This window comes from Rhodococcus sp. NPDC054953 (genome assembly GCF_053609225.1).
In genome coordinates this window covers 156,597-179,409 of the sequence record NZ_JBSGXD010000004.1, presented here as the reverse complement: position 1 = coordinate 179,409, position 22,813 = coordinate 156,597, and the positions used below count along the sequence as shown (strand labels likewise).

The 22,813-nt window shown below is 71.3% G+C and carries 19 protein-coding genes; 6 read left to right on the top strand and 13 right to left on the bottom strand.

All coding sequences use genetic code 11. From position 1 onward, the window contains the following. Window positions 1-14: 14 nt before the first annotated feature. The 3 genes from ACWF62_RS04900 to ACWF62_RS04890 are packed head-to-tail and all read left to right on the top strand — an operon-like array spanning window position 15 to window position 3,582. On the top strand, window positions 15-833 hold the full coding sequence (locus ACWF62_RS04900; protein WP_378506405.1) for an HAD family hydrolase: 819 nt from the start codon (window positions 15-17) through the stop codon (window positions 831-833). Beyond that, window positions 830-2,002 carry a TerD family protein gene (locus ACWF62_RS04895; RefSeq protein WP_452629538.1) on the top strand — a complete coding sequence of 391 codons (1,173 nt, stop codon included), beginning with the start codon at window positions 830-832 and terminating at the stop codon, window positions 2,000-2,002. The genes ACWF62_RS04900 and ACWF62_RS04895 overlap by 4 nt, the downstream gene beginning before the upstream one ends. Before the next feature lie 26 nt (window positions 2,003-2,028). Further along, complete coding sequence (locus ACWF62_RS04890) at window positions 2,029-3,582, top strand: TerD family protein (RefSeq protein ID WP_452629537.1); 1,554 nt, start codon at window positions 2,029-2,031, stop codon at window positions 3,580-3,582. A gap of 21 nt (window positions 3,583-3,603) precedes the next feature. On the opposite strand, the gene ACWF62_RS04885 is transcribed toward ACWF62_RS04890, so the two are convergent. The 6 genes from ACWF62_RS04885 to tkt form a co-directional block, all read right to left on the bottom strand. After that, window positions 3,604-5,412, bottom strand: coding sequence for a TerD family protein (locus ACWF62_RS04885; RefSeq protein WP_452629536.1), 1,809 nt, complete (start codon window positions 5,410-5,412; stop codon window positions 3,604-3,606). A 414-nt stretch (window positions 5,413-5,826) separates the two neighbouring features. Further along, entirely contained in the window at window positions 5,827-6,573 is a 747-nt protein-coding gene (gene pgl / locus ACWF62_RS04880; RefSeq protein WP_452629535.1) for a 6-phosphogluconolactonase, read from the bottom strand. A 59-nt stretch (window positions 6,574-6,632) separates the two neighbouring features. Further along, window positions 6,633-7,541 (bottom strand): glucose-6-phosphate dehydrogenase assembly protein OpcA, encoded by a 909-nt coding sequence (gene opcA, locus ACWF62_RS04875; RefSeq protein WP_452629534.1) that lies wholly within the window; start codon window positions 7,539-7,541, stop codon window positions 6,633-6,635. 28 nt (window positions 7,542-7,569) lie between these two features. Beyond that, window positions 7,570-9,114, bottom strand: coding sequence for a glucose-6-phosphate dehydrogenase (gene zwf / locus ACWF62_RS04870; protein ID WP_378506331.1), 1,545 nt, complete (start codon window positions 9,112-9,114; stop codon window positions 7,570-7,572). Between the two features lie 6 nt (window positions 9,115-9,120). Continuing rightward, window positions 9,121-10,233, bottom strand: a complete 1,113-nt coding sequence (tal, locus tag ACWF62_RS04865) for a transaldolase (RefSeq protein WP_452629533.1) — start codon at window positions 10,231-10,233, stop codon at window positions 9,121-9,123. Between the two features lie 6 nt (window positions 10,234-10,239). Further along, complete coding sequence (gene tkt / locus ACWF62_RS04860) at window positions 10,240-12,342, bottom strand: transketolase (RefSeq protein ID WP_452629532.1); 2,103 nt, start codon at window positions 12,340-12,342, stop codon at window positions 10,240-10,242. Window positions 12,343-12,741: 399 nt separating this feature from the next. Here tkt and ACWF62_RS04855 point away from each other — a divergent pair, with 399 nt between their 5' ends. Further along, complete coding sequence (locus ACWF62_RS04855; protein WP_378506334.1) at window positions 12,742-13,722, top strand: heme o synthase; 981 nt, start codon at window positions 12,742-12,744, stop codon at window positions 13,720-13,722. 23 nt (window positions 13,723-13,745) lie between these two features. Here ACWF62_RS04855 and ACWF62_RS04850 read toward each other — a convergent pair whose 3' ends face one another. Then, window positions 13,746-14,711, bottom strand: coding sequence for a quinone oxidoreductase family protein (locus ACWF62_RS04850; protein WP_452629531.1), 966 nt, complete (start codon window positions 14,709-14,711; stop codon window positions 13,746-13,748). Window positions 14,712-14,744: 33 nt separating this feature from the next. Here ACWF62_RS04850 and ACWF62_RS04845 point away from each other — a divergent pair, with 33 nt between their 5' ends. Beyond that, window positions 14,745-15,110: a hypothetical protein gene (locus ACWF62_RS04845; protein ID WP_378506336.1), complete on the top strand. Its 366-nt coding sequence runs from the start codon at window positions 14,745-14,747 to the stop codon at window positions 15,108-15,110. 61 nt (window positions 15,111-15,171) lie between these two features. Here the strand turns inward: ACWF62_RS04845 and ACWF62_RS04840 are convergent, their stop codons facing one another. The 6 genes from ACWF62_RS04840 to mptB all read right to left on the bottom strand — a co-directional run bounded on the left by ACWF62_RS04840 (window position 15,172) and on the right by mptB (window position 21,891). After that, complete coding sequence (locus tag ACWF62_RS04840; protein ID WP_378506337.1) at window positions 15,172-15,663, bottom strand: SRPBCC family protein; 492 nt, start codon at window positions 15,661-15,663, stop codon at window positions 15,172-15,174. Between the two features lie 63 nt (window positions 15,664-15,726). Continuing rightward, entirely contained in the window at window positions 15,727-16,707 is a 981-nt protein-coding gene (locus tag ACWF62_RS04835; RefSeq protein WP_378506338.1) for a COX15/CtaA family protein, read from the bottom strand. A gap of 144 nt (window positions 16,708-16,851) precedes the next feature. Beyond that, entirely contained in the window at window positions 16,852-18,339 is a 1,488-nt protein-coding gene (locus tag ACWF62_RS04830; RefSeq protein ID WP_378506339.1) for a hypothetical protein, read from the bottom strand. A gap of 68 nt (window positions 18,340-18,407) precedes the next feature. Further along, on the bottom strand, window positions 18,408-19,202 hold the full coding sequence (locus tag ACWF62_RS04825) for an ABC transporter permease (RefSeq protein WP_378569507.1): 795 nt from the start codon (window positions 19,200-19,202) through the stop codon (window positions 18,408-18,410). A gap of 2 nt (window positions 19,203-19,204) precedes the next feature. Next, window positions 19,205-20,143: an ABC transporter ATP-binding protein gene (locus tag ACWF62_RS04820; protein WP_378506341.1), complete on the bottom strand. Its 939-nt coding sequence runs from the start codon at window positions 20,141-20,143 to the stop codon at window positions 19,205-19,207. Beyond that, on the bottom strand, window positions 20,140-21,891 hold the full coding sequence (gene mptB, locus ACWF62_RS04815) for a polyprenol phosphomannose-dependent alpha 1,6 mannosyltransferase MptB (protein ID WP_378506342.1): 1,752 nt from the start codon (window positions 21,889-21,891) through the stop codon (window positions 20,140-20,142). Before mptB ends, ACWF62_RS04820 begins: the two co-directional genes overlap by 4 nt. Before the next feature lie 37 nt (window positions 21,892-21,928). On the opposite strand from mptB, the gene ACWF62_RS04810 reads away from it, so the two are divergent. Further along, on the top strand, window positions 21,929-22,726 hold the full coding sequence (locus ACWF62_RS04810; protein WP_378506343.1) for a helix-turn-helix transcriptional regulator: 798 nt from the start codon (window positions 21,929-21,931) through the stop codon (window positions 22,724-22,726). Window positions 22,727-22,813 lie beyond the last annotated feature (87 nt).

Here is a 22,813-nt window from a genome sequence, read left to right as displayed (position 1 = left end):
ACCTCGACCGCACCATGATCTACTCCCGCGCCGCCGCCGGGGCCGACCAGTTCGCGGCGACCGCGCCGGTGTGCGTGGAGATCTACGACGACGCGCCGCTGTCGTACATGACCGCCGCCGCCCACACCCTTCTCGCCGACCTGACCGCGCGCACGGTGGTCGTGCCCACCACCACCCGGACCCCCGCCCAGTACCGGCGGATCGACCTGCCTGGCGGCCCGTACCCGTACGCGGTCACCAGCAACGGCGGCGCCGTCCTCGTCGACGGCCACCCGGACCCGGTGTGGCGGCAACGGATCGACCGGATCGTCGCCGCCGCAGGCCCGCCGGTCACCGCGGTCGTCGACGCACTGCGCACCCGCATCGACGACGGCTGGGTGCGCAGCCTGCGGACCGCCGACGACCTGTTCTGCTACCTCGTCGTCGACACCGCCGCCCAACCCGACGACTTCGTCGCCGCCTGGCGGGCGTGGTGCGCGCCGCGCGGCTGGAACGTCTCCCAGCAGGGCCGCAAGATCTACACGATGCCGAACGCGGTCACCAAGAGCGCCGCCCTGCGCGATGTCCACGACCGCCTCGTCGCCGACGGCGCACTGCACGCGGGCAGCCGGGTCCTCGCCGCCGGTGACGGTGTCCTGGACATCGACCTCCTCGAACACGCCGACGCCGCGATCCGCCCCCGCCACGGCGAACTCGAGGACACCGGCTGGCAGCACCCGGACGTCGCCGTCACCGCGGCCAGCGGTATCGCCGCAGGCGAGGAGATCCTCACCTGGTTCCACCACCACACCGCCCCCACCGAAGCACTGCTCCCGCAAAGGAAGTCGACGTGACCCACCAGCTGACCAAAGGCCAGAACGCGCCCCTGCAGACCGACACGATCGTCGTCTCCGTCGCCCTGTCGACGCAGGCCGACGTGTCCGCGCTGCTGCTCACCGAATCCGGGAAGGTCCGCACCGACGCGGATTTCGTCTTCTTCAACCAGCCCACCGGCCCCGGTGTGCAACTGGTGAGCGGCGCCGCCGGGACGAACCTGCGGATCACCACCGGTCAGATCCCCGCCGACATCGATAAGGTCCGCGCGATCATCACACTGGACGATTCGGGTTCCTCGTTCGGCCAGTTCCCGGCGCCGACCGCGCACGTCGCCGACGCGTCCGGGGCTCCGCTGTTCGAGTACTGCATCGACGGGCTGTCCAGCGAGTCCGTCGTCATCGCCCTCGAGATCTACCGCCGCCAGGACACCTGGAAGGTGCGGGCGGTCGGGCAGGGATACGCCGGTGGGTTCGCGGCCCTGGTCACCGACCACGGCATCACCGTCGACGACGCACCCGCACCCGCACCGACCCCGCCCCCGGCGCCCGCACCGCAGCCCGCACCCGCCCCCGCGGCGGCGCCCGCCGAGGTCAACCTGACCAAGGGGCGTCCCGTCAGCCTCGCCAAGGGGCAGAAGGTGAACCTGCGCAAGGACGGTGGTGTCGCGCTGACGATGGTGAAGATGGGTCTCGGCTGGGATCCGGTGGAGAAGCGCGGCATGTTCGGCAGCCGCGCCGTCGACATCGACCTGGATGCCTCCGCCGTCCTGTTCGCCGACGACCAGATCGTCGACGTCTGCTACTACGGGCAGCTCCGCTCGAAGGACGGTTCGATCCACCACCAGGGCGACAACCTCACCGGCGCCGGGGACGGCGACGACGAGGTGATCAACGTCGACCTCACCCGCATCCCCCCGTACGTCACCACCGTCCTGTTCATCGTCACCTCCTACAAGGGGCAGACGTTCGCGCAGGTGCAGAACGCGTTCTGCCGGCTCGTCGACGCCACCACCAGCAGCGAACTCGCCCGCTACACCCTGCACGGCGGCATGCCGTTCACCGGCATGGTGATGGCCAAGGTGTTCCGCGGCCCCGACGGCTGGAAGCTGCAGGCGATCGGTGACGGCATCCAGGCCAGGCATGCCGGTGAGGCCGCACCGCACCTGGTGCCGTTCACCCGGAACTGAGCACACTCGACCGAGGAGGAACGACGGTGCAGCTGACCCGCGGGCAGAACTCCGTGCTGCCGACCACGACACTGCGGTTCACCGCCACCGGTGACATCGCACTCGACGTGTCCGCGTTGGTCACCGACGCCGCCCTGCAGGCACTGTCGTCCGAGGACTTCGTGTTCTACAACCAGCCGCACACCCGCGGTGTCCGGATGGGGGAGGGCAGCGTCGAGGTCGACCTCGACGCTGTCCACCCCGACGCCAACGCGGTGCTGTGCATCGCCAGCGTCGACCCCCTCGCCGGAGCCGGGGCCGTCGTCACCACCGTCACCGCCGTCCTCACCGACCCGGCGGGGACACCGGTCGCCGGCTGCGACATCGATTGCCGGTCCGCCGAAACCGCGGTGATCTGCTGGGAGCTGTACCGGCGCGGCGGGAAGTGGAAGGTCCGGGCCGTCGGCCAGGGCTACGCGGACGGGCTCGCCGGCCTGATCACTCACCACGGTGTCGACGTCGACCGCGGGGACACCGAACCCGAACCCGCCCCGCCGGCCCCGGCGCCCGCCACCGGCGAGTACGGGCCGATCGAACCACTCGACCCGAACCACATCATCGAACGATTCACCATGATCTTCGAGGACGCGGCCCGCAGCGCCGGTGCACTGATCGCCGCCCGCCGCTTCGCCGAAGACCGTCTCGACCGGGAACTGACCGACGCGGTCGCCGACCCGGCCACCCGCAACAGCGCCCACACCGCGGGCATCCGCGACCAGGCCCGCCGCCGCCACGACACCGTCGTCGCCGACGCCGACGCTCGCTACCGCGGCGACACCGGGCACCTGGACACCGAACTGCGCACGATCGGCCCGCTGTTGCCGCGGTCGTTCGCCGACTGGGACGCGCCCGCCTGGACCGCGGGCACCCCGGAACCCGGTCCGGCCGACGGGATCCGGATCGGTGATCTGTCCGCGCCCGAGTGCGGACCGCTCCGGGTCCCGGTCTGCCTGCCGTTTCCGCTGCGGCGGCCGCTGCGCATCGTCGGCGCCGACACCCCGGCGACCGCGTCCGTCACCGCCGCCGCCGTCCTGCGGATCCTGGCCGCCGACCCGAACATCGTCCTTGACGTCGTCGACCTGTCCGGTGGGCTCCGCCCGCTCACCGACGGATTCGCCCACCGCGGGGGAGTCACGATCACCCGGGCCGATGACATCGGCCCCTACCTCGACACCACCGCGGCGGCAGCCGAACTCGCGCTCCTGGACCGCGGCACCCCGCACGGCGCCCCGCCGCAGCCGCGGTTGATTGTGCTCGACCACTTCCCGTACGGATACGACCCGAGGCGGCTACCGGCCATCGCGTTCCTCGCCGAACACGGCCCGGCGCTGGGGGTGGTCACCGTCCTCGTCACCGACGATCTCGCCGCGGTCGAACGGATCCACCCCGACCTGCCGCGCGGCAGCTACGCCCTGCCCGTGGCGGGCGCCGACGACTGGCGCGACCCCTGGACCTCGACCCCCTGGACGTTCACCGCCGACCGCGCCCCCGCCGACACCGGCCGGGTCGTCGACGTCCTCGCCCGCACCACGAGACGGTAGGCCGGTCCGGGGCGGGGGAGCTCAGTCGTCCTCGACCTCGAGGCCGTAGCCGGTGGCCATCGCCGCCAGATCGTCGTCGTGGCCCTGGCCGACGGCACGAATCCGCCAGGCGCCGTGCCGCCGGTAGATCTCGGTGAGGATCATGGTCCGCTCGACGGTGCCCGCGTCCAGCACGAACGTCGCGAAGGTGTGGTCCGGGCCGTCGACGCTGACCGCGACCGCGCCAAGATCACCGAAGGTGCGGCCACCCTCGATCGCCGCGGCGATCACGACGCGGTGGCAGTCGTCGGGCAGCGCCGCGAGGTCGACCCGGACGCACTGCTCGCTGCCGCCGTCGATGGAGAGCACGACCGCGTCGTCCCCGTCGGTGGGATTGTTGTAGAACACGAAGTCCTGATCCGAGTCCACCCGCCGGTCGTCGCCGAGCAGGAAGGCGACGACGTCGACGTCGAACTCGTCGCCGACGCTCTCCGCCCGCCACGACACGTTGACGGACCACACCGTCGGTGTCGCGGGCAGGTCAACCGTCTGCCCGCGCAACAGGATCGGCGCGGACACCCGCGACTCGTGCCGCATGTGCGGCGGGACGAACCCGGAGGTGATCCCGTCGGTCACGTCGGACTCCCGAATCACCGGCAGTCCGCGTGCCTCGACCCGCGGCATCCGCCGATCGGCGCCGCCGCCCGACAACACCAGCACGTCGGTGACGGCGGCGGTGAGGTTGAGGGACGGGCGGGCACCGAGTTGGATGATGCGAGACCGCATCATCACGCACTCCAGGTGTGTTCCGCCCATCAGCAGGATCCGGCGACCCCGCCATGCAGCACCGGCACGGGAGGCCGCCGGTGCTGGCGCGGGATGCACCACCTCGACCGGGTTGCCCGGTGGGGCGACCGCGGCCCGCGTCGCCTTCGGCTGACCCGGGACGACCCTGGTCAGGAGCCCGTCCAGCTGCGCCTCGGAGATGATCGGGATGCCCTCCGCGGCAGCCCGTCTCACCTTGGCGCGCGGCGACTGCGGATCGTCGCAGACGACGACGCTGGTGTGGCGGCTCACCGAGTTCATCACGTCGAACCCGGCCCCGGACAGGGCGGCGGCGATCGCGGGCCGCGGTGCACGAGTCGGTCCGCTGACGACGATCCTCATGCCCTGGACGAGACCGACCGCCGGGTCGAACCGACCCGGATTCCGGTACCCGGACGGCACCCGCTGCACCTGCTCCGGACGCATCGCCACGCGTCGCCCCGCACACGCGACGACGGGGAGGGGCAGCTGCAGCGCTTCCGCCAATGACACGCTGCGCGTGAACACCTCGGTGAGAACGCGGGCATCGTCGAGGGCATCGTGTGCGTGGAACTGGGGCACTCGCCAGTAGTCCGCCAGGGTGGCCAGCTGATGATTGTGGACGTCGAGTTCGAGTCGCCGCGACAACGCGAGCGTGCACAACCGATTCTCGATCGGTGTGCGCACCCCGGCGCGCTGGAACTCCGCGTCCAGGAACCCGTAGTCGAACGACGCATTGTGCGCGACCATCGTCCGGCCGGCCAGGAGTTCGGCGAGCTCGGCGGCGATCTCGCCGAACTGGGGCGCCCCCGCCAGCCTGCCTGCGGTGAGACCGTGGATGTCGACGGCTCCCGGATCGACGCCCGGATTCAGCAGCGTGGAGAATTCCCGTTCGACGGATCCGTCCTCACGCAACACCACGGCCGCCACGCTGAGGACCCGATGCGACGCCGCATGCATGCCGGAGGTCTCGGTGTCGACCACCACCCACCGGTGGCCCGTCGATACGTCACGAGAACCGGTCTCGCGCGCCGCCACGCTCGTCATTCACTACCTCCGATGTGTGCCACTGCTGTGGAATCCCCGGCAATCATCGCCGATACCGCAGACCTGTACCGCCGCGCCCCGGCCCGGACCCGGATGATGCCGCTGCCGGGTGATCCGAATCCCCGGGTACCCGGCCGCTGAACCGGCGTCTGATCAGGGGGAGTCGGAACCGAGGCGGTGGTGCCCGCGTCAATTCAGGTAGCAGCAGCGTCGATCCAGGAAACGACACGGGGCGGGGACCACCATGGAGCAGTGCACTCGAACGCGGGACTGGCGCACGGGCGTCCGTGCATCCGCATACGCGCGGAGCGCGCCGCGCAGCCGTTCGCTGCTCCGTGGCATCCGGGCGGATGCGGCGCCGCGCGAGACGAATCCGATTGCCGCGGACGAGGAGCCGACCCGGGAGTGAACTCCTCAGGCAGGCAGGTTCGCGGCCGCCGCCCGGTCAAGGAACCAGACGGTCTCCTCGGCGCCGAGCGCACCCGCGGCGGGGATGTCGACGGCATCCGCACCCGCGATCGCGGCGGCGACCGCGTCCGCCTTGTCCGCGCCGGCGACCAGCAGCCACACCCGCCGCGACCGGCGCACCGCGGGCAGGGTGAGGGTGACCCGCTCGGCGGGCGGCTTGGGGGAGTCGGTGACACCGACGACGAAGCGGTCCGCTTCCCGGACCGCATCGGTGTCGGGGAACAGCGAGTTGACGTGTCCCTCACCGCCCATGCCGAGCAGGTGCACGTCGAACTCCGGGATCGGTCCGCCGCCCGCGTGGGCGGCGAGGAGATGCTCGTATGCGTGCGCGGCCGCGTCCGGGTCCCCCGCGTAGGCGCCGTCCCCGTACGGCATCGGGTGTAGCCGCGCGGACTCGACGGGGACGTGGTCGAGCAGCGCGTCGTGGGCCTGCACCTCGTTGCGGTCCGGATGGCCGCGCGGGACGAAACGCTCGTCGCCCCAGAACACGTCGACCCGTGACCAGTCGATCGCACCCGAGTCCGCCCGCAGCTTGCGCAGCAGCCCGATCCCGTTGCCGCCGCCGGTGAGGACGACCGACGCGGACCCCCGTGCGGCCTGAGCGTCGACGATCACCTCGACGAATCGGCGCGCGGCGGCCGAGGTGAGGGCGTCGGAATCGTCGTACGTCTGCACGGTCACGGAGTCAGTCATGGCGAACACCCTATTCGCTGGGGTCTCTCAGGGGGAGGACCGTTTTCGAGTCGAAGGACCTACCCGAACTCGACGCGGGCGAGCCCGGCGAGCGCGGCATGGTAGATCTCGTCCGGATCCAGCCTGGGCAGATCCTCGGCGAGGCAGTCCCGGGTCTCCCTGCGCGCCAGGGACACCAGCGAGTCCGGTGCCCCGGTCCGGCTGAGGGTCGCCGTCTTCCCGGTCTGCGGCCTGCTCAGGGCGATCGTTCCGCTGGTGCGGTGCAGTTCGATCCGCAGGTCCCCGGCCAGTCGGCGCACCGGGCCGTCGATTCGGCTGGCGAGCCACCCGGCGATCAGGTCGACCGCCGGTTCGGTGGGCAGCCCCGACACGGTCGCCGACAGCAGTGGCTGGTGCGGCGGCTGATCCAGGGCGGACGTCAACAGCGCCCGCCACGGGGTGGCGCGCGCCCATGCCAGGTCGGTGTCGCCCGCGGTGTACGCCTGCAGGCGGGACTTGATCGTCGTCGCCGGGTCGGGTGCGCCGGTGGCGTCGGTGATCCGCCGAATGGCCAACCGCCCCAGCGGATCACGTGCGGGAACGGCGGGCGGCTTGTCGGGCCACCACGCGACGACCGGGGTGTCCGGCAACAGGAACGGGATGACGACGCTGTCCTCGTGCCCGGCGAGCTCGCCGTACAGGCGCAGCACCACGACCTCGGAGGCTCCGGCGTCGCCGCCGACCCGGATCTGCGCATCCAGCCGGGACTCGCCGTCCCGGTCACCGCGAGTGACCACGATGACGCGACACGGGTGTTCGCGGCTCGCCTCGTTGGCGGCCTCGATGACCGACTCGGCGTTCTCGTCGTCGTCGGTGCTCACCACCAGCGTCAGCACCCGCCCCAGCGTGACGGCGCCACCGGTCTCGCGGATCTCGACGAGCCGCTTGTTGACGGCGCCGGTCGTTGTTGCGGGGATGTCGATGATCACGAGTGGAATTCTCCCATCAGGAGCGGCGTCACGGCCGCCGCCATTCGCGTCCGGTCCGGCGGAGCATCTCGTGCGCCGACTCCGGACCCCAGGTACCCGCCTCGTACGGGTCGGGTTGTCCGCTCGCCGCCCAGTGCTCGAGCACCGGGTCGAGGATCTTCCACGACAGTTCAACCTCGGCGTTGACCGGGAACAGGGACGGCTCGCCGAGCAGCATGTCCAGGATCAGCCGCTCGTACGCCTCGGGGGACGACTCGGTGAACGCCTGCCCGTAGCTGAAGTCCATGTTGACGTCCCGGACCTCCATCGAGGAGCCGGGCACCTTGGACCCGAACCGCATCGTGACGCCCTCGTCGGGCTGCACCCGAATCACCAGCGCGTTCTGCCCGAGTTCCTCGGTCATGGTGGCATCGAACGGCAGGTGCGGTGCCCGCTTGAACACGACGGCGATCTCGGTGACCCTGCGGCCAAGCCGTTTACCGGTGCGCAGGTAGAACGGCACGCCTGCCCAGCGGCGGGTGTCGACCTCGAGGGTGATCGCGGCGAACGTCTCGGTCGTCGACTCGGGGGAGAAGCCCTCCTCCTCGAGCAGGCCGACCACCTTCCGTCCGCCCTGCCAGCCGCCCGCGTACTGACCGCGGGCGGTGGTCTCGTCGAGGGGTTCGGCGAGCCGGGTCGCGGACAGCACCTTGATCTTCTCCGCCTGCAGTTCGGCGGGTTCGAAGCTGACCGGCTCCTCCATCGCGGTGAACGCGAGCAGCTGCAGCAGGTGGTTCTGGATGACGTCCCTGGCCGCGCCGATGCCGTCGTAGTAGCCTGCCCGGCCACCGAGACCAATGTCCTCGGCCATCGTGATCTGCACGTGGTCCACGTAGTGGGCGTTCCAGATCGGGTCGAACAGCTGGTTCGCGAATCGCAACGCCAGGATGTTCTGCACCGTCTCCTTCCCGAGGTAGTGGTCGATGCGGAACACCGAATCCTCGGGAAAGACCGTGTTGACGACGGCGTTGAGCTCCTTCGCCGAGTCCAGGTCGTGGCCGAACGGCTTCTCGATCACCACCCGCCGCCACTGGTCCGCGACCGGCTGCGCCAGCCCCGACCGCGACAGCTGCTCGCACACGGTCGGGAACGCCGCGGGTGGGATCGCAAGGTAGAAGGCGTGATTGCCGCCGGTGCCGCGTTCGGCGTCGAGCACGGTCAGGGTCCGGGTCAGCTCCGCGAACGCGGCATCGTCGTCGAAGCTGCCCTGCACGAAGCGGATTCCCTCGGAGAGTCGGTCCCACACCTCCTCACGGAACTCGGTGCGGGCGTGCTCGCGGACCGCGTCGTGCACGACCTTGCCGAAGTCCTCGTTCGCCCAGTCGCGGCGGGCGAACCCGACCAGCGCGAACCCCGGCGGCAGCAGGCCCCGGTTCGCCAGGTCGTACACGGCGGGCATCAGCTTCTTCCGCGCCAGGTCGCCGGTGACCCCGAAGATCACCAGGGAGCACGGGCCCGCGATCCGCGGCAGTCGCTTGTCTCGCTCGTCGCGCAGCGGATTGATCCACTCCTGCGCGGCTCCCGTGCTCCCCATCGCCATCTACGAGGCCGCGGTGAGGGACGCGGCGGTGGCCTCGAGGAGCTCGTTCCAGGAGACCTCGAACTTGTCGACGCCCTCCGACTCGAGCTTGTCGAAGACGTCACCCAGGTCGACCCCGACCCCGGCGACCGCGTCGAAGACGTCCTGCGCGGCGGCCGCGGTGCCGGAGATCGTGTCGCCGGTGACGACGGCGTGGTCGGCGACCGCGTCGAGCGTCTTCTCCGGCATCGTGTTGACCGTGTTGGCTGCGACCAGTTCGGTGACGTACAGGGTGTCCGGGTAGTCGGGGTTCTTCACACCCGTCGACGCCCACAGCGGACGCTGCACCCGCGCACCGGACGTCGCGAGCGCGGCAAACCGGTCGCCGGACTCGAAGACGTCCTGGTAGGCCGCGTACGCGAGCCGGGCGTTGGCGACGCCGGCCTTGCCGCGCAGCGCCAGCGCCGCGTCGGTGCCGATCTGCTCCAGCCGGGCGTCGATCTCGGTGTCGACACGGGAGACGAAGAAGGACGCGACCGAGTGAATCGTCGACAGGTCGTGCCCGGCGGCCTTCGCAGCCTCGAGGCCTGCCAGGTAGGCGTCGATGACCGCCCGGTGCCGGTCCACGGAGAAGATCAGCGTCACGTTCACGCTGATACCCTCCGCGATCACCCGGGTGATCGCGGGCAGGCCCGCGAGGGTGGCCGGGATCTTGATCAGCAGGTTCGGCCGATCCACGATCTTCCACAGCTCGATCGCCTGCGCAACCGTGCCGTCGGTGTCGTTGGCCAGCCGCGGATCGACCTCGATCGAGACCCGGCCGTCGACGCCGCCGGACGCCTCGTGCTGCGGCGCCAACAGGTCGCAGGCGTTGCGGACGTCGTCGGTGGTGAGCGCGCGGACCGTGTCGTCGACGTTCGCTCCGCGGCCGGCGAGCTCGTGCAGCTGCGCGTGGTACTCCGAGCCCTGGAGCGCGGCCTGGAAGATCGACGGGTTCGTCGTCACGCCGACCACGGACTTCTCCGCGACCAGCTGCGCGAGGTTGCCCGTCTCGAGTCGGTTGCGGGACAGGTCGTCGAGCCACACCGAGACACCGGCGGCCGACAGTGCGGCGAGATTCTCGTTCTGTGCCATGGCAATTCAGCCCTTCACTGCGGTGATTGCGCGGCGGGCCGCGGCCGTCACGTTCTCGGCCGTGAACCCGAACTCGCGGAACAGGGTCTTGTGGTCGGCGGAGGCGCCGAAGTGCTCGATGGATACGGCCTCGCCCGCGTCGCCGAGCAGTCGCCACCACGGCATCGCGATCCCGGCCTCGACGGAAACCCTGGCGCGGGTCGCGGGCGGCAGCACCTCATCGCGGTACGCCTGGTCCTGCTGGAGGAACCAGTCCAGGCAGGGGACGGACACGACCCGGGTGCCGATGCCGTCGGCCTCGAGGGCGGCGCGGGCCGCCACGGCGAGGTGCAGCTCGGAACCGGTCGCGAGCAGGATCACCTCGGGAGTTCCGGTGGCGGAGTCCTCAAGCACGTACGCGCCCCGCTTGACGCCCTCGGCTGCCTTCTCCTTCGTGCCCTCGAGCACCGGGATGTCCTGACGGGTCAGGGCGAGCGCGGTCGGCCCGGTGGTGTGCTCAAGCGCGTACCGCCAGGCCTGCGCGGTCTCGTTGGCGTCACCGGGACGCAGCACCGACATGTTCGGGATGGCGCGCAGTGCGGCGAGGTGCTCGATCGGCTGGTGCGTCGGGCCATCCTCGCCGAGACCGATCGAGTCGTGCGTCCACACGTAGACGGCGGGGGTGCCCATCAGCGCCGCGAGCCGGACCGCTGGCCGCATGTAGTCGCTGAACACCAGGAACGTGCCGCCGTAGGGGCGGGTCGGACCGTGCAGCGCGATGCCGTTGAGGATCGACCCCATCGCGTGCTCGCGGATGCCGAAGTGCAGCGTCCGGCCGTACGGCTGCGCGGTCCAGTCCTTCGTGGAAATCGATGTCGGACCGAACGAGTCGGAGCCGTCGATGGTGGTGTTGTTGCTGCCCGCGAGGTCGGCGGACCCGCCCCACAGCTCCGGCAGGATCGGGCCGAGGGCATTGAGCACCTTGCCCGAGGCCTTGCGGGTGGCCGCGCCCTTAGCGTCCGGCTCCCAGGTGGGCAGCGCGTCGGTCCAGCCTTCCGGGAACTCCCCGGCGTGCAGCCGGTCGAACAGCGCCTTGCGCTCGGGCTCGCGGGCGGCCCAGGCGTCGAACTCGCCCTGCCAGGCGGCGTGGGCGGCCGCGCCGCGGTCGAGGACCTCCCGCGCGTGCGCCAGGGCGGCCGGGTCGACGTCGAAGCTCTTCTCCGGGTCGAAGCCGAGGGCCTTCTTCACCCCGGCGACCTCCTCGGCGCCGAGCGCGGCACCGTGCGCGTCGCCGGTGTTCATCTTGGTCGGCGCCGGGTACCCGATGATGGTGCGCAGCACGATGATCGACGGCCGGTCGGTGACCGCCTTCGCGGCCTCGACCGCATCCAGCATCGCGGAGACGTTCTCGCCGCCCTCGACCCGCTGCACGTGCCAGCCGTACGCCTCGTACCTCGTGGCGACGTCCTCACCGAACGCGATGTGGGTGTCGTGCTCGATGGAGATCTCGTTGTCGTCGTAGAAAACGATCAGGTTGCCCAACTGCTGCACGCCCGCGATCGACGACGCCTCCGAGGTGACGCCCTCCTGCAGGTCGCCGTCGGAGGCGATCACGTACACGTGATGGTCGAACGGGCTGGCGCCCGCGGCGGCGTCGGGGTCGAACAGGCCGCGCTCGCGCCGCGCCGCCATCGCCATGCCGACGGCCGACGCGAGACCCTGACCGAGCGGTCCGGTGGTGATCTCGACGCCGGTGGTGTGCCCGTACTCGGGGTGACCGGGCGTCAGCGACCCCCAGGTGCGCAGCGCCTCCAGGTCGGCCAGCTCGAGGCCGTACCCGGACAGGTACAGCTGCAGGTAAAGGGTGAGGCTGGAATGCCCGCAGGACAGGACGAAGCGGTCCCGGCCGACCCACTCCGCGTCCGCGGGGTCGTGGCGCATGATGCGCTGGAAGAGCGTGTAGGCGAGCGGGGCGAGGCTCATCGCGGTGCCGGGGTGGCCGTTGCCGACCTTCTGCACGGCGTCGGCGGCGAGGACACGCACGGTGTCGACCGCCTTGGTGTCCAGGTCGGTCCAGTCGCCGGGGTGCACCGGCTGGGTGAGGACGCGGATCTCGTCTGTGATCGACACGAGCTTCAAGTCTCCTGACATCGGGTGATCGGCACGGTGACGGCGGGACGGACGGCGGGTGCGGTGAACCCGGCGTCGGCTCCGACACTCCAGCGTAGTTCCGACCCAAGGGTAGTGCGCGCGTGCACGCCGGTCGATCCGGCGTCCGCCGCGGCGGTGGTCGCGGGCCTGCTGGCCGCCGCGGCGTCCGATTCGGGTCGTTCGACCCGTGCCCGGTTCGGATCTGTTCGCGCCGCCGTCTACCATCGGGTGTAGTAGTGCTCGGGTCCCCGGCCGTGGCGCCGCGTCCGCGGCTGCCCCTGCACCGTGGACCACCGGAGCGGATGTCGCACGGCGCCAGGCCAGTGGGGCGAACCGTGATACCGGGCCCTCGTCGGGGCCCGAGAAGTAGGAGTGACGGTGCGGATAGTGGAGCGTGGCGGACACGGTCTCGCTGGTGCCCCCGATGCCACCCCCCGGAACGGGTCGGACTCCCTCTGGGGTCGGATCACCGGGAAGGTTCTCGCCTACCTGGCGCTGACCAAGCCACGGGTCATCGAACTTCTTCTGGTGGCGACGATCCCGGCGATGCTCCTCGCGGATCGCGGCACCGTCGACTTCCCGCTGATCCTCGCCACCCTGTTCGGTGGCTGGATGGGCGCCGCCAGCGCCAACACCCTCAACTGTGTCGTCGACGCCGACATCGACAAGGTGATGAAGCGCACCGCGCGCAGGCCGCTGGCCCGGATGGCGGTCCCCACCTCGCACGCGCTGGTGTTCGGCCTGGTGCTCGGCGCCGCGTCGTTCTGCTGGCTGTGGTGGGCGGCGAACCTGCTCGCCGGCATCCTCGTGCTGCTGACGATCGCGTTCTACGTGCTGGTCTACACGATGGTGCTCAAGCGGCGGACCTGGCAGAACGTGATCTGGGGCGGTGCCGCCGGCTGCATGCCAGCGCTGGTCGGCTGGGCCGCCGTCACCGGCAGCCTGAGCTGGGAACCGATCGTCCTGTTCCTCGTCGTCTTCTTCTGGACGCCGCCGCACACCTGGGCGCTGGCAATGCGGTACAAGGAGGACTACAAGGCGGCCGGGGTGCCGATGCTGCCGGTGATCGCCACCGAGGAGCGCGTCACCAAGCAGATCCTCGTCTACACCTGGTTGACCGTCCTGACCACCCTGGTGCTCGTTCCGGCCGCCGGCGTCATCTACGCCGCCGTCGCGCTCGTCGCAGGCGCCTGGTTCCTGCTCATGGCGCACCAGCTGTACTCGGGGGTGCGGAAGGGGCAGCCGATCAAGCCGCTGCGCCTGTTCCTGCAGTCGAACAACTACCTCGCGGTCGTGTTCTGCGCGTTGTCCGTCGATGCCGTCCTCGGCTGGGACACCGTCGCCACGTTCTTCTCCTGACCCCGCACCGCCCGCGCCCGCGGTCAGGGAAGCAGGACGATCGACCCGGTCGTCCGGCGGGACTGCAGATCCCGGTGCGCCTGCGCGGCGTCGGCGAGCCGATATGTCCCGCCGACCCGGATGGTCAGCGTGCCGTCGGCGATCGTCGCGAACACGTCACCGGACCGCCACAGCAACTCCTCCCTGGTTCGGGTGTAGTGCGCCAGTGTCGGGCGGGTCACGAACAGCGAGCCTGCCGCGTTCAGGCGCTGCAGGTCGAACGGCGGCACCGGGCCGCTCGCCGCACCGAACAGCGCGAGGGTGCCGCGGACCCGCAGCGACGCCAGGCTCGCCTCGAAGGTGTCGGCCCCGACCCCGTCGTACACCGCAGCGACCCCGTCACCGCCCGTCAGTGACCGCACCCGCTCGGCCAGGTCGGTGCCGTACCGCAGGACCTCGGCCGCCCCGCACTCCCGGGACAGCGCCTCCTTCTCGCCCGTCGATACCGTCGTGATCACCCGGATGCCACGCGCGACCGCGAGCTGCGTCAGGATCTGCCCGACCCCGCCGGCGCCCGCGTGCACCAGAATCGTCTCGCCCGGCTGCGCCGGATACACCGAGTGCAGCAGGTAGTGGGCGGTCATCCCCTGCAGCAGCGCCGACGCGGCCTGCCCGGCCGGAACGTCGGCAGGCACCGGCACCGCGGCCGCGGCGGGTACGACGACGAGTTCGGCGTAGCTCGACGGCGCGTCCGCCCACGCCACCCGGTCCCCGGCCGCGAGATCGGTGACGTTCGCGCCGACCGCCTCGACGACACCGGTGCCCTCGCTGCCCGCGATGTACGGCAGGCTCATCGGATAGGCGCCGGTGCGGCGGTAGGTGTCGATGAAGTTCACGCCGACCGCGTCGGTGCGGACCAGGACGTCATCGGCGCCGGGAACCGGGTCGGGCTGGTCGGTCAGGGTCAGGACGTCGGGTCCGCCGAACTCGGCGACGGTGATTGCGCGCATGAACCCGATTCTGCCCTGTCGTATCCTGAGCGCATGAGTGTGGACACCCAGGATTCCGGCGCGGCAGCGCCGTCCGTCGTCGCGCCGGCCCGCACGGTCACCGCGGTACGCAAGTTCGTCGCCGAGCACGGTGGTTCCGCGACCGCCGTCGTCCAGCCGATCGGCCTCGACGGGGTGCGGATCACCCTCGTCGGCGCCGACGGCGTCCTCGGCGACCAGGTCGTCGACGACCTCGCGACCGCGAAGGCCGTCGTCGCGGGCGTCGACGGCGTCACCGCCTCCGGTTGGGAGCGCTCGGTGACCAGCATCGTCACCCCGCGGGTCGGGCACTGGCAGAAGATGGCAGGCTGGGTCGCGAAGCAGACCCGATTCCCGAAGGCCCGCAACGGCCTCGGCTGAACCACGACACGACGGGCCGGCTCACCGACAGCGGTGAGCCGGCCCGTCGCGTTCCGGACAGCTACCGGTCGGCGAGCCGGGTGAGTGCGGCCAGGTTGGCGGCCATGCCGTCGCGCCACACCGACATCCGATGCTCCAGGATCACGGCCTCCTGCTCCGGATGCCGGTCGATGAACTCCGACAGCGGGGACGCGCCGGTACCGACCTTCGCCCACTGCCGGACGACGGCACCGCTGTCGCCGCCGTCGACCTCGAAACCCCAGAGCGCGATCGGGGACTCCGCCGCCCCGACCCGCCAGACCCAGCGCCTGCCGTTCTCGACCTCGACGACCTCCGACTCGGTCTGCCACTCGCCCATCACGGTGTTGGCGTTGTGCCCACGGAACCGGGCGCCCACCGCGACCCCGGTCGCGCCGTCCAGCCACTCGACCCGCTGCAGTTCGCCGTCGGTGCGGGTCGGCAACTCGATGTCGGTGACCAGGGCCCAGGCCCGCTCCGGGCTACAGGTGAGGCGTTCGGTGACCTCGACGGTGGGGGTGTCGCGCAGACGCATGCCGGCTCCTTCGGATGGATGATCGGAGGTGACGCTGCGCAGATCGTATTCGGTGGGACCCGATCAGTCCGCGACCGCTCCCGCCGTCGCCGCCCCGACACCCGCACGCACCGGTTCCCGCACCCGACCCGCCGCGTACAGCGCCGCGGTGGCGGCGGTGCAGGCACCGGCCAACGCGACATGGATCGACACCAGCGCGGCGGGCACATGCGTCCAGAACTGGACCAGCCCAATGCACGCCTGCAGCGCGACCAGCGCGACCACCACCTTCAGGCGCAGCTTCAGCGCGTCCCGCGCAGCGACCGCGTACAGCGCGAACCCGAGGCCGACCAGCAGCGCCAGGTAGGCGACCAACATCTCGGCATGCAGATGCACCAGATTCGTGATGTCCAGGTCGAGCCGCTCCACGGTCCGTTCCGGATTCTTGTCCCCGGCATGCGGCCCGGCACCGGTCACCATCGTGCCCGCAACCAGGGTGGCCGCCAACGCGACCCCGGACAGCGCCGTCAGCCAGCGCAACTGCCTCGGCAGCACCACCGTGTCGACACCGTCGTCGGGCTGATCGATCTTGTGGTACAGGATCACCGCCAGCCACACCATCGCCATCGACACCAGCAGGTGAATCGCGACGGTCCACCACAGCAGCCCGGTCAGCACGGTGATGCCGCCGATCACCGCCTGCAGCACCGTCGACGCCGGCATCAGCCAGGCGTAGACGAGGACCTCACGGCGACGGGCGGCGCGGGTGACCGCGATGACCACCGCCGCGGACACGGCAACGACGACGAACGTCAGCAGCCGGTTACCGAACTCGACGGCCTGATGGAACCACGGCGCGGTGGAGGTACCGGTCGGGATGAAGCTGCCCGGATGGCACTGCGGCCAGGTGGTGCAGCCGAGGCCGGACGCCGTCACCCGCACCACGGAGCCGGTGACCGCGATGCCGCCCTGGGCGACGATCACCGCGAACGCGATCCACTTCTGAACGGCAAGCGACGGCAGGGGCAGACGGTTGACCAGGCTCACGAACCCGCGATACAGCACGGGGTCGATCGTAGAGCCCGGTCAACTACGCCGTGTCGTTGGGGCGGCTCGCCGCCGTGTCGTCGGTCCGGCTTGCCGCCGTGTCGTCGGTCCGGCTTGCCGCCGTGTCGTCGGTCCGGTTCGCCGCCGTGCCACCGGTCCGGCTCAGCCGCGCGCCACCCGCACGACACCGTTGAGGGTGCCCTGCAGGTAGTCCCCGTCGTCGGTGATCAGGCCGGACATCTGGATCGTGTCGCCGAGCGTGCTGCGCGGCAGGTCCGTGGTGGCCCGGACCGCGCCGTTCGCCGGGTCGATCGCCGCGAACGTGAACCCGTCCAGCGCGCCGCCGGTGCCCGAGCGCAGCACCGTGTAGATGTTCCCGTCGGCGGCGGACAGGTGCGGGACCGCGGCACTCTTGACGTCGGTGTCCCAGACGACCGTGCAGCCCGCCGCGCCGACGTCGACCCGGGTCATGCCGCCCGCGAACGGCGCGGACCCCGGCACCGACGGCCCCGCGCTCTCCGGGACGGCCGGGTACGGGTAGCCGTAGGTGCCCGCGACGAACACGCTCGACCCGACCGCGATCGGTGAGTTCTCGCTGCCCGGACCGCCGTCGGCCAGGACCGGGGTGGAGCACACCTGCGCGCCGTCGGAGACGCGGTACACGAGCAGCGAGACCCGGGTGTCGGCGTTGTCGACGATCGTCACGTACTCGTGCCCGGTGGCCGGACCGAAATAGGTGGGGGTGGAGCCGGTACCCCAACTGAGTTGGCCGGGCTTGCGGGCACTGCCCCGGTCGTAGGCCGTGCGCCAGTCGATGCGGGGGGTGCCGTCGGGACCGGCCGACAGCTGATAGAGCGCGTGTGTGGTGGCGACGGAGGTGCCGGACGGCGAGGTGGAAATGCTGTTCTCGACGCGTTCCCCGGCGGGCAGGTCCACCGTTCGGGCCACCCCGGCGGCGTCGACCACGCCGACCCGCCCGGCGCCGGTCGCGAACCACACGTTGCCTGCCCAGTCCGGGGAGAGGCCGGTCACGGCGTCGTCGGCGGCGATCGCGCCGGACAGGTCGACCGATTCGTCGACGGACAGGGTCCACCTGCCGCCCGAGGCGGCGTGCCCGATCCGGACCAGCCGCCGGGTGCCGTCGACCGCGACGAGGCGGTTCTCGTTGTCCAGGTACGCGTAGACGCCGCCGAGCAGGCTGCCCTTCGGCAGTTGCAGCTCGGCCAGCGACGCGCCCGCGGCCCGGCCACCCGTCGAGGCGGACGCGATCGAGCCGAGGTCGGTCGACCCAAGCCCGCCCGCGGACCCGGACGCGTCGGTGTCGATCAGGTGCACCGTCGGATTCCGGCCGACCATCGTGGTGCATAGCGCGAGGACCATCGAGTCGGATCCCTGCAACAGCGTCGGGCAGGCCGAGGCGAGCGAGGTGGCCCCGACCGTCAGGTTCCCGGTGCCCGGACCGGCGAGCGGGGTGACGTCGGAGGAGCCTGCGTCGCTATGCATCGTCGAGGTCCCCGGGGGTCCGAGGAATGGGTTGTGCGGGGCCAGCGGCCCCCAGGTCGGCTGCGCGGCTGCGGCGCCCGCGCCGAGCGAGACGGACAGGGTGGCGGCGGACAGCGCGGCGATGGCGCGCAACGTTGCGGTGAGCACGGACACTGATCTTGCACAATTGCGATCCGGAATGGGTCGAAACGTCGCAGCGCCACCCCGATCCGGGGTCAGGTGAACTTGAACCAGCGGGTCGCGAGCCACGCCGCGACCGCCCCCCACACCACGATCACGGCGATCGCGAACCAGTCCACCGACCCGGCGACCGCGTGGTCGAGGGCCTCCGCGAGCGCACCCGACGGCACCAGCCGCGCCAGGGTGTGCAGCGCGTCGGGGATACCGTCGCCGCCGAACACGACCGCACCGATGCCTGCCATCACGAACCACAGCACGTTCGCGAGCGCGAGCACGATCTCCGCCTTCAGCGTCCCGCCGAGCAGCAGCCCCAGCGCGGCGAACATCGCGGTGCCGAGTGCGATCACGACCGCACCGCACAGCAGACCGACCACGCCCGGTCGCCAGCCGAGGGCGAACCCGATCCCGCCGAGCACGAGCATCTGGATCGCGACGACGATCACCACGGCCGCCGACTTGCCCGCGATGATCCCCCAGCGGGGCAGCGGTGTCGCGCCGAGCCGCTTCAACGCCCCGTAGCGTCGGTCGAACCCGACCGCGATGGCCTGACCGGTGAACGCGGTCGACATGACCGCGACCATCATCACCGCGGGCATCACCCGGTTGACGCGGGGATCGCCGAGGTCACCGAACGGCAGCAGGGTCAGGCCGATCAGCAGCGTGATCGGAATGAACATGGTCAGCAGCAGCTGCTCGCCGTTGCGCAGCAGCAGCGTCAGTTCCATCCGGGTCTGCGCCGCCAGCATCCGCGCGGGCGGCGCGGCCTGCGGGCGCGGTGCGAAGATGCCGGGCTCGAACCGGTTGTCGGCGAGGCGGTCGGTGCGGGACATGGTCAACCCCGAAGCTCCCTTCCGGTGAGGTCGAGGAAGACGTCCTCGAGGCGGCGCTGGTCGATGCGGATCTCGGTCGCGAGCACGTTCAGCCCCGCACACCAGGTGGTGACCGCGACGAGCACGGACGGGTCGATGTCGCCCTCGACGACGTAGCTGCCTGGGCTCGGCTCGCTCGGGGTGAAGCCCGCGGGCAGCGCCGCCGCCAGCGCGTTCAGGTCGAGGTGCTCGGGGGCGGTGAACCGGAGTTGGCCCGCCGCCCCGTGCCGGGTCAGTTCGCTGGGGGTGCCCTCGGCGACGACCCGGCCGTGGTCGATGATCACGAGGCGATCGGCGAGGGCCTCCGCCTCGTCCATCAGGTGGGTGGTCAGCAGCACCGACACCCCATCCCGCCGCAGCGCGTCGATCAGCTCCCACACCATCAGCCGGGCCTGCGCGTCGAGGCCAGCGGTCGGCTCGTCGAGGAATACCAGCTCGGGGCGGCCGACCAGGGCGCACGCGAGCGCCAACCGCTGCTGCTGCCCGCCCGACAGGCGCCGGTACGGGGTGCGGACCGCGTCGGTGAGACCGAGTTCGCGCAGCAGCCACGCCGGGTCGAGCGGATCCGCCGAGTACGCGGCGACGAGATCGAGCATCTCGCCCGCCTTGGACCCGGGATAGGCGCCGCCGCCCTGCAGCATCACCCCGATCCGGGCGCGCACCTCCCCGGACGCGGTGACCGGGTCGAGCCCGAAGACGCGGACGGTGCCGCTGTCGGGCCGCTGGAAGCCCTCGCACATCTCGACGGTGGTGGTCTTCCCCGCGCCGTTCGGTCCGAGCAGGGCAAGGACCTGGCCGCGGTCGAGGGACAGGTCGAGCCCGTCGACCGCGGTGGTCTCGCCGAACGTCTTGACGACGGCATCGAGTTGGAGCACGGGCGGTGCGGACGCGGAAGAACTCACGGGACCCCAGCGTAGGCGGCGGCCGATGGGCGTCCGTCGCCGGACTCCGCCCGCCACGGCAGCAGGTTGCGGGTGGCGACGATGACGGAGCCGCACACGAGGATCGTCGCGATCGCCGCCTGCACGATGATGAACGGTTCGTACTCGCCGCCGTTCGGCATCACGATCAGGCTCACCACGGACGAGAAGGCGATGGCCGGGATCCGGAACACCGGCCGGGTCGCCCACGCGGCGAGCGGGATCACCGCCCACAGCAGGTACCAGGGCTGGACGACGGGGAACAGCAGCACCAGGAAGCCGAGCGAGACGCCGAGCGCGCCGACCGGGTGGATCCGGCCGACCAGGACGGCGATCAGCATCCGCAGCGCGATGAACGCGGCGACCAGCGAGGCGATCGGACGGGTGAGGCCGAGGACGGCGGTGGTGTGGTCACCGAGACCGAGCAGGACTCCCGCAAGGCCGGTGCCGAGACCGAGCAGCGTCGGCAGCGACATCCAGCTGCGCACCTCGTTCGCGGTGCCGAGGGTGTCCGGGTTGAGCCACCCGAAGCCGAGCCCGCTGACCAGGCTGACGCCCGCGATCACCGTCACCGACACCCCGAGCAGCAGCGCCGCCGCCGAGCCAACGGACCGCAGCGACCCGCCCCACCGCCGGGCCAGCGCCATCCCGACGAAGCCGAGGGCGAGCAGCGTCGGGATCTTCACGGTCGCGGACAGCGCGATCAGTCCGGAGCCGGCGAGCAGCAGCCCGAGGCCGCCGCCGCCCCCGAACCGGAGCGGGGCGGACTGTTCGATGGCCCGCAGCGCGAGCTCGAGCCCGGCGAGCATCAGCCCGATCATCAGGGCCTCGTTGTGGATGCCCGCCACCAGGTGGAACAGCAGCAGGGGATTCGCGGCGCCGAGCCACAACGCGCTGACCGCGGCGACCCCGCACCGGCGGGCCAGCCTGGGTAGCGCCCACACGATCAGCGCGACACCGGCCAATGCGAGCAGTCGGTGCAGGAAGATGCCCGCGACGATGTTGTCCCCGGTGATCGTCGAGATGCCCTTGCCGAGCCAGATGAACAGCGGTCCGTACGGCGCGGGGGTGTCCCGCCAGATGTTCGGGACGGTCCGGGCGAGGACGTGATCCACCCCGAGGGCCTGCGCGGGGCCGATCGCGTACGGGTCCATGCCGCGGGCCGCGATCTCGGACTGCGCGAGGTACGAGTACACGTCCTTGCTGAACATCGGCGGCGCGATGGTGAGCGGAATCACCCACAGCAGCAGGGTGCGGTCGAGTTGGGAGCGGGTCAGCCGCCGCACCGGTGACCCGGCGCGCAGCGAGCCGATCGCGAAGCGGCCGAGCAGCAGCCAGGCCAGCACCACCATCACGCTGCCGGTCAGCGTGATCGTCATCGCGACGCTCGGCATCCGCGCGGGCAGTCCGAGGAGCCGCATCCCCTGAACGGGATTCTGCAGGACCGGTTGGGCCCCCGCGCCGAGGGCGCCGAGGGTCATGAGCAGGGCGCCGGTGGCGCCGAAGCGCCGCACGCGGCGCAGCTGCTCGGTCTCGGTCGCGTTCAGCCCCGGCGCCTCCGCCTCGTCGCCGTGCAGGCTGCTGACCACGAACCGGTCCGGGCGGCCGTCGAGTCCGAGCGCCCGGACGGCCAGCGTCCTCGACCGGGACAGCACGCGACCGACCCGACCTGTCCGGGGTCCGGTCGTCACGCTGTCACCGGGCTCCGGTGTGTCGTCGGTCTGCGGCACACGTCGAAGCGTAGCGGCCCTACCCAGGGCACCCTTGGTGGACCGTCGGATCGAATTCCGTCACACTGGTGTTGTGAAAACGGCAGCAACCCCCAACGCGTACGGTGAAAGCGCAGGTCACGTGCCTGTAGCTGCGCCGCGTCCGGGGCAGTCGCCGGCCACAGTGGCGGGTCATGAGGGTCACACCCGGGCCGCCGTCGTCACCCTCCTTCTGGAGCGGGGGCCGATCACCGCGACCGAGATCGGTGCCGAACTCGGGTTGAGTGCGGCGGGCGTGCGGCGTCACCTTGAGGTGTTGATCGACGCGGGGGAGGCCCGCGCAACGCGGTCCGCCAGCTGGCAGCAGAAGGGGCGCGGCCGCCCCGCCAAGCAGTTTCAGCTCACCGCGGCGGGCCGGTCCCGGCTCGGACACTCCTACGACGACCTGGCGGGCGCCGCGATGCGCCAGCTCAGGGAGATCGGCGGCGACACCGCGATCGTCGAGTTCGCCCGCCGCCGCGTGCAGACGATCGTCGCCGACATCGACCCCGCTGGCGGGCACGACCCCGTCGAGGTGGAGCAGACGGCAGGCTCGATCGCCGAGGCGTTCACGTCCGCCGGCTTCGCGGCAACCACCCGCCCGGTCGGCAACGGCGTGCAGATCTGTCAGCATCACTGCCCGGTGTCCCACGTGGCGTCCGAGTTTCCCGAACTGTGCGAGGCGGAGACCCAGGCCTTCGCCGAACTGCTCGGCACCCACGTTCAGCGGCTCGCGACGATCGCGAACGGCGACTGTGCCTGCACCACCCACGTGCCGCTGGTTCCGCCGGGGGCGCAGCACCAGGAAGCGACCTGACCTGACCTCCAGCACCTCACCCCGACACCGTCATCTCCGTGGGCGCTCAGCCCGCACCGCGGATCCGAGAAGTACCAACGCAACAAG